Origin of the sequence: Acinetobacter sp. TAC-1, from assembly GCF_029025845.1 — a bacterium.
Lineage (GTDB): Bacteria > Pseudomonadota > Gammaproteobacteria > Pseudomonadales > Moraxellaceae > Acinetobacter > Acinetobacter guillouiae.
Genome location: NZ_CP118892.1, coordinates 3,274,964 through 3,289,781, shown reverse-complemented (window position 1 = coordinate 3,289,781; position 14,818 = coordinate 3,274,964). Strand labels below are relative to the sequence as shown.

Genomic DNA, 14,818 nt, shown 5'->3' with positions numbered 1-14,818 from the left:
CTATCCCGACTAGTCCTTACTGATCCTTATTGGGGACTTTGATAAATCAATTGACCTTCTTTATAAGTTGCCAATATTTTAATGTCTTTAATCTTTTGAGTGGGTACTTTTAATGGGTCTTGATCTATCACCACAAGATCCGCCAATTTACCTTTTTCTAAGGTACCTTTGTCTTTTTCTTCAAAGTATTGGTATGCGGCCCAATCTGTGACTGATTTTAATGCAATATAAGGACTGACTTTTTGATCCTCACCTAATACATCTCCAGAACGGGTGGTACGATTGACGGTTGCATCAATCACCATCATATTTTTAGGAGGGATGACTGGAGCATCATGGTGCTCAGTAAAAATCATATTTTTTCTTAATGCTGAACCTGTTGGAGAAATTCGGTTGGCACGTTCTGCACCGAGTGTTTCATGTTTATGCCAATCGCCCCAATAGTAAGTATGTAATGAGAAGAATGAAGGAATAAGCCCTAATTTCTTGGCTTGATCTAATTGATCCTCACGCATGGTTTGCGCATGAATAATCACATTGCGGCGATCTGCTTGGCCATATTGTGAATTGGCTGTTTCAATAGTTGCGAGATATTGGTCAATTGCAGCATCACCATTGGCATGTGCAAGAATTTGCCAATGATTCTTATAAGCCAGATTAATTGCATCTTGAACCATTTTTGTATCTGGATAGGCTGGATAACCACGATAGTCTTTAGGTTTTCCCTCTGGTGGGATGAAGTAAGGCTGCGTTAGCCATGCGGTTTTGCCTTGTGGGGAGCCATCTAGGCTGATTTTAACCCCACCAATTCTAAAATGATTTTGATAATTGAGACTACTGCCATTTTTCAGCATGTAATCTTTTTCATTGATGATATCTGGATAAACCACGACATCAATATTCAATTGATTGATGGCCGCAAAACTTCGCCATAATTCAGCTGTACCATGATCTGCACGACCTTCTTGTACAGTGGTATAGCCATTTTTGATATAGGTATTCAGTGCTGTTTTTGCCATATTTTGCATGATTTCAGGTGGAACTTTGCTAAACGCAGTTGCCATTGCTGAAAAAACAGCAGCTTCTTCAAGTACACCATTGGGTTCTTGAGAGTTTGCTTTACGACGAATAATCCCGCCAGTTGGATTTGGGGTATTTTTATTGATGTTTAAAAGTTCAAGAGCCTTATGATTTACAGAGGCTAAGTGTCCTGACTGATGTAAAACAATAATCGGGTGATTGGTGGAAACCAAGTCTAAATCATCTGCTGTAGGATGTCGTTTTTCTTTAATTTGGGCATCATCATAACCATTTCCAATAATCCAGCCTGAGGTTGCTTTGATAAAGTCAGGATTGTTTTGTTGCCATAATGAAAGTTCATGAATCAATGATGCAATATCTGAAACGTTACCATCGGGCGTAGGGTAGAGATTTGCCACAGTTTGCTGTAGACCGACACTATTTAAATGGCTATGTGCATCAATAAAACCAGGCAGCAGGGTATGACTGTTTAAGTTAACCTCTTGGGTATTTTTTTGTTTTAACTTTTGCGCTTGTTTTAAATCCCCTGCAAAGACAATTCTTCCATCCTTGACCAGTAGCGCTTCGACATAATGGGGTGACATGCCTTGCATGGTTAAAATTGAGCCACCGTAAAATAGCGTGTTTGTTTGCGTTAATGTTGCAAGATCAGCGGGTGTATTCGTGTCTGTTGGAGATACTGTGGTACATGCGCTAAGCGAGCCAAGGCCAATTACGCAGATGATGGGTGCAATTGCACGGACAAGTTTTGATGGGCTACTGATTTTAAACATGAATAATCCCCAAATTTGTTTTATTAAATATTGCTCAAAACAGATGAATTGAATTGTTTATTTTATTCAAACTAGCAAAGATTTTGATCTACGTATAGGTTTGATATGTGTTTAAAAAATGATAAGTGTTTTTACATTTGAGTAATGATCTTGATTCATCCTAAACGATTTTTTATTTATATACAGCCTAAATAAATCTTTTTCTAAAATAAATCACAGATAACAGCGCCAGTGCTAAACCAATAAATGAGGGACCATAACCGATAGGAGCAGCAAGTAAGCCAACAATTACAGCTCCTGCTACAGCCCCGCCATAATTAAAAATATTCACCCGTGCGATAATTTCATCGCGTCGATTTTCATCTAAACGACCTGCTGCTGAAAATGTCAGCGGGACTAATGCGCCTACCGCAACACCAGCCAGTGCAAAACCAGCAATGACAATCGCCAATGAATGCCCAAAGCCAGCTATGGCACAGCCTGTTGCACCAATCAGCGTTGTGATGAAGGCAACCCATGCAGCGCTTTTAAATTTTAAAAGATAATCCAGGCTTAAACGGGTGAGTAAAACACCCATTTGGTATGCGGCATAACCCAATGGGGCGACTGTGGCAGAGCTTGCTAAAATATCTTTAAGATAAATTGAACTCCATGTGCTGATTGCTGAATCGACAGTAAAGGTGATGAGAATGATCACACCAAAAATAAGCAATTGTTTATGCGGAATTGGTGATCGTTGTTGAGGATGTAGGGCAGCATTTTCTTTTTGTTGAAATAACCAACGTTTTGACACTTGCGATGTAATCAAACACATCGTGACAGCAATGCACAATGCCGCTGTTGCCCCAAGTGTGGTTGAGACTGTTGCGGACATGATTAACGCGCCAAGGAAAGCAGCAACGGTATAACAGGCAAAGAAACCGCCCAAGGCGCTTTTTCCAAGTTTTTGCTCCATCATGACAGCTTGCATATTCAATGCCGCATCTAAACATCCGAGTCCAAGCCCATAAAGTAAAAAACTAGCGACCATGATCATGACACTGGGACTAAATGCTGCAATTGCAATACCGATGGCTTCAAATAGCAAGCCGATAACAATAGCCAGCCTTGAACCTAGTTTCACAGCGAGTCGATCTGCCAAAATAGAACCCAGTGCTGCGGCAATACAGACGCCAAGGATAATAATCGACAGTTGATCATCTGAAAGCCTGAATCGGCTTTTGATTGTGGGAAGCGCGGTCATGACGCTGGCATAACCCAAGCCTTGCGTGGCAAAACCAAGTGCGATTACTTTTTGGGTTTTGCTGAGGGATGTATGCGCGAAGTTTGGCGTTTTGCTGTTCACGTCCATGCATGGCTCACTTTTTTACTTTTAGAATTTAAACTTCGGTTTTCGTTTTCTGTTTAGTGATACATCCTGTATCGACTCGCATTTTATTTTATCTGGAATGCATTGAAAGAAAAGGGGTATAACTGGAAAGTTAAGGGGGCAATTCGGACATCTGTATTTTTATAATAAAAAAGCCACTGGAAAGTGGCTTTTGTTAAATGCATGCAGTGATTTACGAGTTTGGACCATCTACGCGTTCAATATTAACGCGTGCTGTTCCTGAATTTGTAATACCTAAACGCTTAGCAGCGCCGTAAGAGAGGTCAAGTACACGGTTACCATGGAAAGGACCACGATCGTTGACTTTAACCACTACGCTTTTACCATTGTCTTTATTGGTTACACGAATAAAGCAGTTTAATGGCAAGCTACGGTGTGCAGCAGTCAAATCATTCATATCGAATGTATCACCGCTTGCGGTTTTACGGCCGTGGAACTGACGACCGTACCAAGATGCAACACCAGTTTGGCTAAATTTGCGAACTGTGTTTGAAGCAACTTCATTAAGTTTATCAATTACTGAAGGCTCATCTTCAGGAACTTGAATCTTTGCTGCAATAGTTTGACGACGGACTTGATCGCCAGAACGTTCAGTAATTGACAAACTGTTTAGGTTTGAAAAATGAGAGTTGAAATTTGTTGAATCTTTGCTAATCACACGAGAGGCTAGACTCGAACTATCCGAATCATTGTTTAAGTATGATGACTGAACCATTTCTGAGTTGACCTGCGTCATGCTCAGACCCATGGTCAGGGCCATCATATATTTTAGTGAAGCATGCATCGTTTAACTCCTTGGAACCTCAATTTTAACTTTCTAAGTCGCTGAAAATTAACCATAGAGGTCTGTAAATTCACTTGTGCAACTGCATTTAACGGAAAGGATAATATTCAAGCTGGAATAAATGTGTCTAGCATTATTTAAGAAACAGTTACAAAAAGGACAAATTCTTACAGGTTTTGATTAAAAAATAATCAATATTGTAACAAGATGTGGAAAAAGTATTAAATGTGATCAAATTAACATAAAAAAATCTTGACTTATTTATTATTTGGGAAATTGCAAGTCTTAACGACTTACAATTTCGGTGCCTAAAAGCCATAAAGCGGTGGCATACATACGGCTTCTATTATATGTCGTAATCACTTGAAAATTAGGATAAGTAATATAATAAATAGGGCCATTGCTGTCCTGTAATTGAATCACATTAACCAAATCTAAGTCATCAATTTTGACGATTGGATTTAATGGAGAAATCCCTAAATTTTTAAGTGATCCATAGGGAACAGGCTGAGTTAAATCTTTTGCAATAACTGCTTCAGGATTGTTCCCTGTATAACGCGCTAAAAATGCAATAGGGCGATCGCGTTGCCAGCCATGTTGAGCCAGATAGTTGGCAATCGAACCAATCGCATCGACCGCAGAGTTACGTAAGTCAACATGACCATTTCCGTCGTAATCCACGCCAAATTTAGACACATTACTTGGCATAAATTGCGGATAACCTACTGCACCTGCATAAGACCCAACAATCGAATTGGTTGGAACGCCATCTTTATATGACCATGCAATTAAAGCACCCAACTCATCTTGGAAATATTGCGCACGGCGAGGATAACCAAAACCGAGGGTTGCAAGTGCATCACGGGTGATAAAGGAGCCCTTATTTGAGCCATAACCTGTTTCCACCCCTAGAATGCCTAGGATGATTGCTTGAGGCACCCCAAACTGCTGTTCTGCGCGATTTAGTGTATCTGCATATTGTTGTTTAAAACGCACACCACGTTGGATGGTGCCTTCAGCTAAAAAATTAGTTTTGTATTGATACCAAGGCTTACTTTCACCTGGTCGTTCCATAATGCTGATGATATTGGGTAAATTGCGTGAACCATTCATTGCCCAATCAATTTGTTCGCTACTTAAACCATAGGTTTGCATGGTTTTGGCTTTAAAATTATTGTATTCAGGGTTGCTGGCAAAATCATTGGCTTGGCAGAAACTGGTCAGTGAAAATGCAGCTGCACAAAAAGTGATGTTTTTAACCTTCTGTAAAAGCCCAAAAGTAAACATAGGTTATATTTCCTAATTATTTATGATAAAAAATTAACGATGTGTATGTATAGACATCACAATGCCAAAAGTGGCCATTAAAGTAATAATTGCAGTACCACCATAACTCATAAAAGGTAATGGCACACCGACTACAGGTAAAATACCACTGACCATGCCCGCATTTACAAATACATAAACAAAAAATGACAAAGCAAAAGTACCAGCAACCAAGCGCCCAAAATTATGGAAGCATTGTAAACTCATTTGAAAGGTTCTAAAGATAATACAAAAATAAATGATGATCAGAAGTAGGATACCAATCAGACCGAATTCTTCAGAAAATGCGGCAATAATAAAGTCAGTATGGCCTTCAGGTAAAAAATGTAAGTGCGATTGAGTACCTTCCAAATAACCTTTACCCATAAAGCCACCCGAACCAATCGCTGTTTTAGACTGAATGATGTTCCAGCCTGTGCCTAAGGCATCGGCTTCTGGATTAAATAAAGTTAAAACACGTTGTCGTTGATAGTCATGTAGTAGAAATTCCCAAGCGACTGGAATTACTACTGCAACAGCACTCACGGCACCTAAAATCATTTTCCAAGAAAGACCACTCAGAAATAGCACAAAAATCCCACTGGCTAAGATGAGCAATGATGTGCCTAAATCGGGTTGTTCTGCAATCAGGATAAAAGGAATGCCGATCATGATTAGTGATAAAAACACATTTTTAAAACTAGGCGGTAGAGGATTACGAGATAAAAACCATGCAATCATCAATGGCATACCAATTTTTAAAAACTCACTGGGTTGCACGCTGCCAAAACCCGGAATCCCAATCCAGCGTTGAGCACCCATGCGAACCTCACCAAACACTTTAACTGCGACTAAGCAGACCAGTCCAAACAGATAAAAGTAAGGTGCAAAAGCTTGATAAACTTTAGGGGGAATTTGGGCTAAACCACACATGACGAGAAAACCGATACCAAAGCTCATGGCTTGTTTGGAAACCAGCCCCATATCTTGTGCAGACGCACTATAAAGGACGGTTAATCCGAGCATCGCATTTAAAATTAGGAATAAGCTTAACCAAGGGTCAATATGGAGTTTTTGCCAGCGTGAGGGGATCATGGCAGTACTTAGACCATCACGAGGAGATTGACGTAAAAATTTATATTGAGAGCTTGGTGCCATTGGTCTATTTTGTGCGGGAAATGTGTTTTGCGCATGCTATCACAATCCCCCTCGAAGGCAATGAATATCAATACTTTGCAACAAAATTATGAGCTGAATTTTGTGATTATTTTGAGGTTGAAATATTTAAATTAGAAAATAGTGGGTTAAATAGATTGAATTAAATGGTTTTGAATTTGAAAAGGTCTTAGATGGATTTAGGGATAGTATTTTATATTGATTTTAAGTTTATGAATTTAATGGTTAATTACTACAGCTAAAAAGTATAACTCGATAAATGCAAAAAAATGCCCTTACCAAGAAGGGCATTTTTTATATTTAAAAATCCAATCGAATTTTAACGATCAATTAAAAAATAAAGTATCGTAATATTCTGCAACAGCTGTGATTTCATCTTTATTTAAATTTGGAATCAACTTATCGATTGCCATATGCACTGCTTTGCCTACAGCAGACGCGCCAATATCCGCAGCTTTACGTTTGATCATACCCAAATCCAGCGTTTTATTAAAATCACGCATAAAATGGTTAATCGTCGCATCTGAGAATTGTTTGAATTGTTCAGACAATACAGCGCGATTTACATCCCCATTTGCTTGAACTTCAGCAAAGCTATTTTTGAGATTGGTGACTAAACTTGCGTCTAAATTCACACCGACACGGAATTGGCCTTGTGGGTCTTTAAATAGACTACGTTCCGAAAACTCTACAGACTGACGAACCACATCATTGTCTGCCTTACTTAACAATTGTTTAAGTAACACAGCAACAGTCGATTTGACATAGCCTGCTAATTTTTCAGCAGTATCTCGTTTGTCACTTGCAGGGAAGCGACGAACAAGTTCAATCAAAAGCGTATCAATAATTTCTTCATTAATGAGTAAGGCAGTTTGATCACGTAAAGGATAAAGTGGTTCGTTAGAGTTTTTTTTCTCAATACCGGTCTGAATGTTCTTTAATAGTTCTTCAGAAGGTACAAAACCAAAAAAAGGCATGTTTTCAACCTCAATGTTTATTGTCGCGCCAATCGAATTGGGCTTGGCATCCATGATTCATCAGATACACGACATGGGTTAATATCTAAACCGCCACGACGTGTATAAGTTGCATACACCATCAGCTTTTCAGGTTTTAAATTTTGCCAAATATCGGCAAAGATTTGTTCCACGCATTGTTCGTGAAAACCGTTATGCTGACGATACGAGATAATATAAGCTAAAATACTACGATAACAAGGTTTTTCGCCTTGGTATCGGATAAAAACAGTGCCCCAATCGGGTTGTCCAGTCACAGGGCAATTGCTTCTTAATAAGTGTGAATACAGTTGAATTTCAACGCTTTCACCGTGTTGTGTATTTTCTTGATCAAAGGCCAAAAGGCTTGCATCTGGATGATTGACCAGCTGGTCAGGTTCTTGATCATCAATACAAATACCCATTGGTTTGCTGATCTCTAAATCATCAACTTGAAATAAAGTTAGCGTCACTGGGGCTTGTGCAGCAGCAGATAAGTCTTTTTCAACGGTATTGATAAAAGCTTGATGAGAGTCAAACTGGGTAAAGTTCATACTATTAAAGTAGAGCTTTAACGACTTCGATTCAATCAAATTTGGTGATGTTGCAGGGAGCGCAATACGCCCAATGGCAACTTGCGGGATCCCTTTGCTATTGAGCCAAGAAATTTCGAATACATGCCACCAATCTTGACCTTTATATATACCCGCTACATCCGCATATTGCTCACGTGCTTGTGCACGCGCGATCGAGAAAAGAATTTCGGGTTGATAGGTAGTTGGGTAATCGGTTTCTTTACCCAATAAAGATTTTTCAACAGACATTATTCACGCATTCCTGAACCACGAGAAAGTAAATAGTAAGCAATCGCATACAGTACGCCACAGAATAGAGTCACAATAAGTAAAGACAATGAAACATTGACATCACTATGACCTAAAATTCCGAAACGGAAAGCATTGACCATATATACAATCGGGTTAATTAAAGACAGATTTTGCCAAAATGGACTTAAAGCACTAATCGAATAAAACACACCGCCTAAGTAGGTGAGGGGTGTTAATACAAAGGTTGGGATAATCGAAATATCATCAAACGATTTTGCATATACAGCATTGATAAAACCACCTAAAGAGAACAAGAGTGAGGTAATAATAACGGTATATATCGTGACGAAAATATTATGGATATAAAGGTCAGTAAAGAACAAACTCATTGCAGTGACAATTGCCCCAACAAGAACACCACGAGCAACGCCGCCAATCACATAACCACACAAGACCATATGTAATGGAACTGGGCTCATGATCAGTTCTTCGATGCTTTTTTGGAATTTAGCACTAAAGAAACTTGAAGACACATTGGCATAACTGTTTGTAATCACCGCCATCATGATGAGACCCGGCACGATGAATTGCATATAGCTAAATCCACCCATTTGCCCAATACGAGAACCGACCAAATTACCAAAAATCACAAAGTACAAGCTCATGGTGATCGCAGGCGGTAATAAGGTCTGCGGCCAAATGCGCATAAAACGGCGGATTTCTTTTTGAACTAATGTATAGAGTGCAATACGTAGTTGAGTAAAATTCATTCTGCAACTCCTTCAAGATTTTTCTCAACCAGTTTCACAAATAACTCTTCAAGACGATTTGATTTATTACGCATACTGCGAACACGAATGCCTTGCGCTTCTAAAAGTTGAAATAAATCATTTAAAGAATGCGCTTTATCCATCGTGACTTCTAATGTCATGGGGTCAATCAGATTAAATTTCACACCAATGATATCAATCATGATCGGTTCAATCGGATTTTCTAAATCGAAAATAAAAGATTCTTCACTCAATTGGTTTAAGAACGCTTTCATCGAGGTATCTTCTTTGATAACACCACGGTCAATAATCGCAATCTGACGACAAAGCATTTCTGCTTCTTCTAAATAATGCGTGGTTAGAATGATCGAAGTGCCTTTTTCGTTCATTTCTGTAAGGAAATCCCACATTGAACGGCGTAACTCGATATCTACACCTGCAGTGGGTTCATCTAAAATCAAAAGTTTAGGTTCATGCATCATGGCACGCGCAATCATTAAACGGCGCTTCATACCACCAGACAACATGCGCCCTTGAGTATTACGCTTATCCCATAAACCTAATTTTTCTAAATATTCTTCAGCGCGTTGTTGTGCAATTTTAGGCGGAATGCCGTAATAACCCGCTTGAGTGACTAAAATGTCAAAGATCTTTTCAAATTGACCAAAGTTAAATTCTTGAGGAACAACACCTAGACATTGCTTTGCATGTGAAGGATGGGTATCTAAATCGTGACCAAAAATTTCCACAGTACCCGAGGTTTTCCGCGCCAAGGAACTGATAATACTGATTGTTGTCGATTTACCAGCGCCATTTGGTCCTAAAAGTGCATAAAACTCTCCTTCTGGAACAGTCAAATTGATTCCTTTGAGTGCTTGGAATCCATTTCTATAGGTTTTAGATAAATCTCTTAACGTCAGAGCATCAGTCATGAAATTCTCACTTGGTTTATGGAGTGTGTATTGTGAGCGATCTTTTTAAATAAACCAAGTAAGTTAGGAGGAATTCTGCATTGCAAATATGCAACATTGCTTAAAGCATGAGCATCAATCAAAAGAGTTGTTTTATAAATGCTTTACCTCGCGGTTTTTTTTGTTATGATGTGCCTTCTCAATTTAAGCGCCCATAGCTTAACTGGATAGAGTGCAGGTTTCCGAAGCCTGTGGAGTGGGTTCGAGTCCCGCTGGGCGTACCAAATTTATTAATAAAATCAATAGATTAGTGGTTATTTTGACGTAAAATCGGCACATAATCACTGAAATCTCGTGATACGATAAGAAAATAATTCAGGACTTTCTTGCTCATATAAAATTTCTTGCATAGCCAAGCGACTAACTAAAGGCGCGAGAGTGACTGCTGCATGCATTGAAATGAGATAAAGTCCAGAGTCATCATTCATCGTACCAACAATGGGCATATCATCGAATGGGATAGGGCGCATTCCTACAGCCACGTGATCAACAGTTATAGATGATGCTAATGCTGGTGCTATCGTATTAAAATGTGCCTGAATCGTTTTTAAAGCATTCAGAGCGATCAGTTCTGGCGTATTGACTGCTGTGTCATCGATATAATCTTCTGCAGCTAAAAAATGTTCTGAATCAATCGAGCGAATCTCCATCTCTGGTGTCGAGATAATATGCTGTGCGAATTGATCTGATTTTTCATGCTTAAAGCGAATAATAATAGCTGGCAAAGATGCTAAAGGTAATTCGATATTGATGGTTTGCAGCAAATCCTTATTGATCATTCCCGCTGTTAAAACAACTTTATCCGCAACATAATCCTTATCTTGACTACGTACACCGATCGTTTGACCTGATTCATTTTGTAATATTTTAGAAACTTCCGTTTCTGGACAATAAGTTACACCTTTTTTAATGGCATCTTGAAGCAATGTTTGAATTACCCAGATGGGATCTATCGCACCTTCTTCGCCAGCAAATGCAACCACATTCGGCGCTTTATCAAGCAAAGGTTCTTTTTTTGCAAGATTCTCTTTTGTTAAAGATTCGACATTAAAAGACAGCTCACTGTGGGATTGGATAAATTGTAATGTATCATCATTCGTTTCCTGCCAACTAATGGCACCTCGCCAATGAATTTTCAATGCGCCATGCATCTCTGCATCTAATTTTCGCCATTCATTCAAGGATTGTGATCGTAGTTTTTGGTAGGCATCAGGACGCCCATATGAAACATTAAGCCATGCAAAAGAATGTTGGGAAACACCGCTTCCTGCCTGCTTTTGATCTAATAATGTCACTTCTGCATCGGAATAAGTGGCGAAATACCATGCTAGAGTAACGCCAACAATACCAGCACCAACAATAACAATCTTTTTTTCTTTCATTTTGAGCTTCTGTCGCATTAATAAATCAAATTTCATATTATTTTGAATATGATAAAATGATTCTATCAAAGAATTTAAAATGGATAATTTTAATTATTGCTTTACAGGCTGCATTACAAGTATTTTTATAATTTATTGAACGATTAATTTTTAAATAGTTATTTTTCTATTTCGAAGAGCAATGGGCGTACTATATTGTTGTTCCTGACTGTACCAGTTTGTCTAAAAACCCTTTATATTATAAGTATCTAGGCATTCTCTTTGTCGCGGTTTGTTCTTCTTTATACTTTGATAATAAGGGTACATTTGGGGGTATGTTGTAAAATCTAATAAAAATGTACCCTCAAAATGGAAAATTAATAGTAGAAAAAACTCAAAATATTAAATTTGAAAATTTATATCTATATGATTTCTTCAAAAGCAGTATCTTGGTTAAATTCAAACCAATCAGTGAATCTACTTAACTTTTCCAGTAATTTATCTATGCATGAAAACATACGGCTAAATCGCCGTGCTTTTTTAATTAATCGGATCTGTAGTACATTGCCTCATTACTATGAAAGTATCCTCATATTCATGCATCCCCTTATTCCAGATATCCTTTTTTGGTGTTATTTTCATTCCAATAATCGAATTAAGAACTATAACGTGCTCTATCGTTGGTTCTCGTTGATCAATTCTTTTTATAACGCCATCAGGGGCAACAAAGGTAACTTTAAATTCTCCAAAATCTGTTGTATTCGACGATTTGCTGTAGGAGGGGCTTTTTCGATAGGTTGGTTCATCTAAATACACAAAATCAATTTTCTTCAAGGCTTTTTTTATTGATTTGAACTTTTGTTGAACTTGGTATGCATTTGACTTTATCACCAATTTGCATTCATAGATTTTTTCTTTTTTTGTATTTGTAGCATTTATATGAAAAGGCTGATCTGCTGAGAATCGAGTAGGTACTCCATTTTCTTTGTATGGTCGTAGTTTAGCGTTTAAAACTGCATTTTTGATTAATTCATCTGTTTTAGCATTTCCAGTACTACTAATCACTTTTGCAGATGTCACATTACCCATTCCATCTGATTCAAAGCGAATCACAGTATCAAATACATTTGGAGTATCAAACTGATTAATAATTTTTGGTATTTTAGGATTTATTCGCCAGCTTACTCCATCGTTTTTTGTTAGATCAAGAGATTCTTCTGCTGCATTTGTTAATAAACTACAAAACAAAAATGGGATATAAAATAAATGCTTCAAAATTTACACCTTATATAAAAGTTAGTATGCAATATCTTTGTAAGTTAAATTATTATGCTCAAGTTTATAGCAATTTTTCACACAATTCATTACTACAGCTAGAAGCTGAATTCCATAGCAGATTGCTAATGCGACTATAAGGCATAAGTGATTATTAAATTAACACTGAAATTTAAAAACTTTGTAAAATCCCTGAATCTGATTTTTGTTAGGCACACGCCTAAATCAAACATTGGTTAATTAAACGCTTAAGCTAATTCAAACAAAATTGAGGTAGATCTTTCAGCAGTTTTTCTAAATCAATAAGCTGATATTTTTTAGTGAATACACCACTAATTGAAGGCGGATTTGAACGCTGAATTATTGATGTGGTTATCAATGAATTAATTATCACTTAGAGTATTGATGAAGAAAGCATAAAATGGTTCAGTCTAAATAACCATATAAAGTTATGGATTGATCAATATAAGTCATTGATGGGTGACTATACGTAATTTTTAAAATTTTAAAAATATAAAAGTAATTTGAACATGAAAAATTGGATGATCTTTTGGAAATGCTTTAAATAGAGTTACTTTGTTGGTGAAGTTTTTTATAGCCAACCACTCGATAAGATTGATCCTAAAAAGCATAAATTAGTAGCAGAATACAAAGTACTTAGGTCAAACTCGTATCTATCAAATCATTTGTAATACTGTGATTAAGCTAAATATCTATAGAATTTAAGCCTCTTATTCACCTTCATATTGAGTATTTTTCACCAATTAAAAGCAAGCTATAGCACTTGTTATATATTGCCACTGACAAATAAAATGAAACCCTAGTAAAATAGTAGGAATTCCTCCTATTACCGAATAATCGGTTTTTGCCTGCATTCTTTCCCCAAAGATGCAGGTTTTTTTTGCCTTAATGTTTAAATTATTCATAGCATAGCCTTAGTGGGCTGCTTTTTTAATAAAATCCTTAAGCTGTTAAGGATTTTGAATTTTGCTCAAAGTTCATAAAATAGAGCTGAATGCGGTAGTATAGTGATTAACGACAAGAGTAATCATTACGATGAATGAAACCTTTACATATTTGTATACCCACGTGGGTATATTTGGGTCCTTACCTACACACAAAGTATTTACCAGCGATAAGAGCAATAGAACAAAATTAATTTTTGCTGATAACACATTTATTTACAGTTTAATTTCTTCTTGGGCCTTAAGTAACTCTGATTTTGATAGTGGAAAAGTGACATGGAAAGAAGAGCCACAAGGCTATCTAGAAAATGAAATAAAAAAATTAGCGATTTATAAAGCGAATCATCCCTTATTTATCACTGAATCATAAGTTCATGTAGTCACTAGAGTGACGTCACCGCTATTTTAAATATTGATGAAAGATAGAGCAAAATATTGAAGAATACCTTACAGAAATGTGAGGTATTTTTAATCGCTTAATTTTTCTTAACTCGCCAAAAAAATGTCATAAATGAGTGTTATATTGCTTAAAACAATTGAGGGGAGCCAACATGGGTATCGATCTAAAAGAACTCAATAAGCAAATTGATGATTTTAAAGAAAGTAAGGATCCACAAAGATTAATCATTGGTTATAAAACTTATTCTAAACTAATGAAAGAGAATAAGTTTTTAGATAAAATTAGCAAAGATGCAAATGACCCAATGATTAGATATTATAAAGAAATAAAGATAAAAATAGTCACAGAAAAGCATTTTTTTGAGATTGAGTAGCTGAATAAGCAATATAAGTTGAAATGAGTGGGAAATAATGAAGTTTGTGGTGAGGCGCTTAAAGCGTCTTTTTTTTATAGCAAAAATTATTATAGATACTTAACAGGTATTTATAGACAGGGAAGTATCGATAAGAAAAGGTAAGAGAGAAGTAATTATTGCAAAATGTTTTACTATTCAAGTAGCTTACTAAGCGATAGATTTTAATGTGATTTATTTATCCATATTAATGATTGAAAATTTCACGTTATTAGTGTATAAAAAATCAACAACAATAAAATAAGGGTGATTACATGATATCTAAATCTATAAACATCGCATTCTTCTTTTCTATGTTTATTGTTCTTACTTTGCTTATCCATTTATTTGGTAATATCCCTTTAGGGATATGGGTGTATAAGTAAATACAAAT

At 36.9% G+C, this 14,818-nt stretch carries 13 protein-coding genes and 1 tRNA gene; 3 read left to right on the top strand and 11 right to left on the bottom strand.

Going from position 1 to position 14,818, the window contains the following annotated elements; translation table 11 throughout:
• Positions 1-26: 26 nt before the first annotated feature.
• The 9 genes from PYV58_RS15205 to PYV58_RS15165 form a co-directional block, all read right to left on the bottom strand.
• A complete protein-coding gene (locus PYV58_RS15205) occupies positions 27-1,814 on the bottom strand; it encodes an amidohydrolase (RefSeq protein ID WP_034614308.1) in 1,788 nt (595 codons plus the stop codon).
• Positions 1,815-2,001: 187 nt separating this feature from the next.
• The gene (locus tag PYV58_RS15200) at positions 2,002-3,165 is read right to left on the bottom strand and encodes an MFS transporter (protein ID WP_034614310.1); all 1,164 of its coding nucleotides are present in this window, start codon (positions 3,163-3,165) and stop codon (positions 2,002-2,004) included.
• Positions 3,166-3,376: 211 nt separating this feature from the next.
• Positions 3,377-3,988 carry a septal ring lytic transglycosylase RlpA family protein gene (locus PYV58_RS15195; RefSeq protein WP_004722011.1) on the bottom strand — a complete coding sequence of 204 codons (612 nt, stop codon included), beginning with the start codon at positions 3,986-3,988 and terminating at the stop codon, positions 3,377-3,379.
• A gap of 285 nt (positions 3,989-4,273) precedes the next feature.
• Complete coding sequence (mltB, locus tag PYV58_RS15190; protein WP_004820018.1) at positions 4,274-5,275, bottom strand: lytic murein transglycosylase B; 1,002 nt, start codon at positions 5,273-5,275, stop codon at positions 4,274-4,276.
• 33 nt (positions 5,276-5,308) lie between these two features.
• Positions 5,309-6,451 (bottom strand): rod shape-determining protein RodA, encoded by a 1,143-nt coding sequence (gene rodA / locus PYV58_RS15185; protein WP_004722007.1) that lies wholly within the window; start codon positions 6,449-6,451, stop codon positions 5,309-5,311.
• Positions 6,452-6,795: 344 nt separating this feature from the next.
• The gene (locus PYV58_RS15180; RefSeq protein WP_004820022.1) at positions 6,796-7,446 is read right to left on the bottom strand and encodes a hypothetical protein; all 651 of its coding nucleotides are present in this window, start codon (positions 7,444-7,446) and stop codon (positions 6,796-6,798) included.
• 17 nt (positions 7,447-7,463) lie between these two features.
• Positions 7,464-8,288, bottom strand: a complete 825-nt coding sequence (gene queF / locus PYV58_RS15175) for an NADPH-dependent 7-cyano-7-deazaguanine reductase QueF (RefSeq protein WP_034614313.1) — start codon at positions 8,286-8,288, stop codon at positions 7,464-7,466.
• Positions 8,288-9,061: an ABC transporter permease gene (locus PYV58_RS15170; RefSeq protein WP_004820027.1), complete on the bottom strand. Its 774-nt coding sequence runs from the start codon at positions 9,059-9,061 to the stop codon at positions 8,288-8,290. Before PYV58_RS15170 ends, queF begins: the two co-directional genes overlap by 1 nt.
• Positions 9,058-9,993 (bottom strand): ABC transporter ATP-binding protein, encoded by a 936-nt coding sequence (locus PYV58_RS15165; protein WP_004722000.1) that lies wholly within the window; start codon positions 9,991-9,993, stop codon positions 9,058-9,060. Before PYV58_RS15165 ends, PYV58_RS15170 begins: the two co-directional genes overlap by 4 nt.
• Positions 9,994-10,180: 187 nt before the next feature.
• Between PYV58_RS15165 and PYV58_RS15160 the strand changes: the two genes are divergently transcribed.
• Positions 10,181-10,256 (top strand) — tRNA-Arg (locus PYV58_RS15160).
• 57 nt (positions 10,257-10,313) lie between these two features.
• Here PYV58_RS15160 and PYV58_RS15155 read toward each other — a convergent pair.
• Together PYV58_RS15155 and PYV58_RS15150 are read right to left on the bottom strand one after the other, a co-directional pair.
• The gene (locus tag PYV58_RS15155; RefSeq protein ID WP_171077776.1) at positions 10,314-11,414 is read right to left on the bottom strand and encodes an FAD-dependent oxidoreductase; all 1,101 of its coding nucleotides are present in this window, start codon (positions 11,412-11,414) and stop codon (positions 10,314-10,316) included.
• Between the two features lie 519 nt (positions 11,415-11,933).
• On the bottom strand, positions 11,934-12,668 hold the full coding sequence (locus tag PYV58_RS15150; RefSeq protein ID WP_034614320.1) for a hypothetical protein: 735 nt from the start codon (positions 12,666-12,668) through the stop codon (positions 11,934-11,936).
• 1,056 nt (positions 12,669-13,724) lie between these two features.
• Between PYV58_RS15150 and PYV58_RS15145 the strand changes: the two genes are divergently transcribed.
• Together PYV58_RS15145 and PYV58_RS15140 are read left to right on the top strand one after the other, a co-directional pair.
• Positions 13,725-14,003 (top strand): hypothetical protein, encoded by a 279-nt coding sequence (locus PYV58_RS15145; RefSeq protein ID WP_034614323.1) that lies wholly within the window; start codon positions 13,725-13,727, stop codon positions 14,001-14,003.
• A gap of 181 nt (positions 14,004-14,184) precedes the next feature.
• Entirely contained in the window at positions 14,185-14,406 is a 222-nt protein-coding gene (locus tag PYV58_RS15140; RefSeq protein WP_034614325.1) for a hypothetical protein, read from the top strand.
• Positions 14,407-14,818 lie beyond the last annotated feature (412 nt).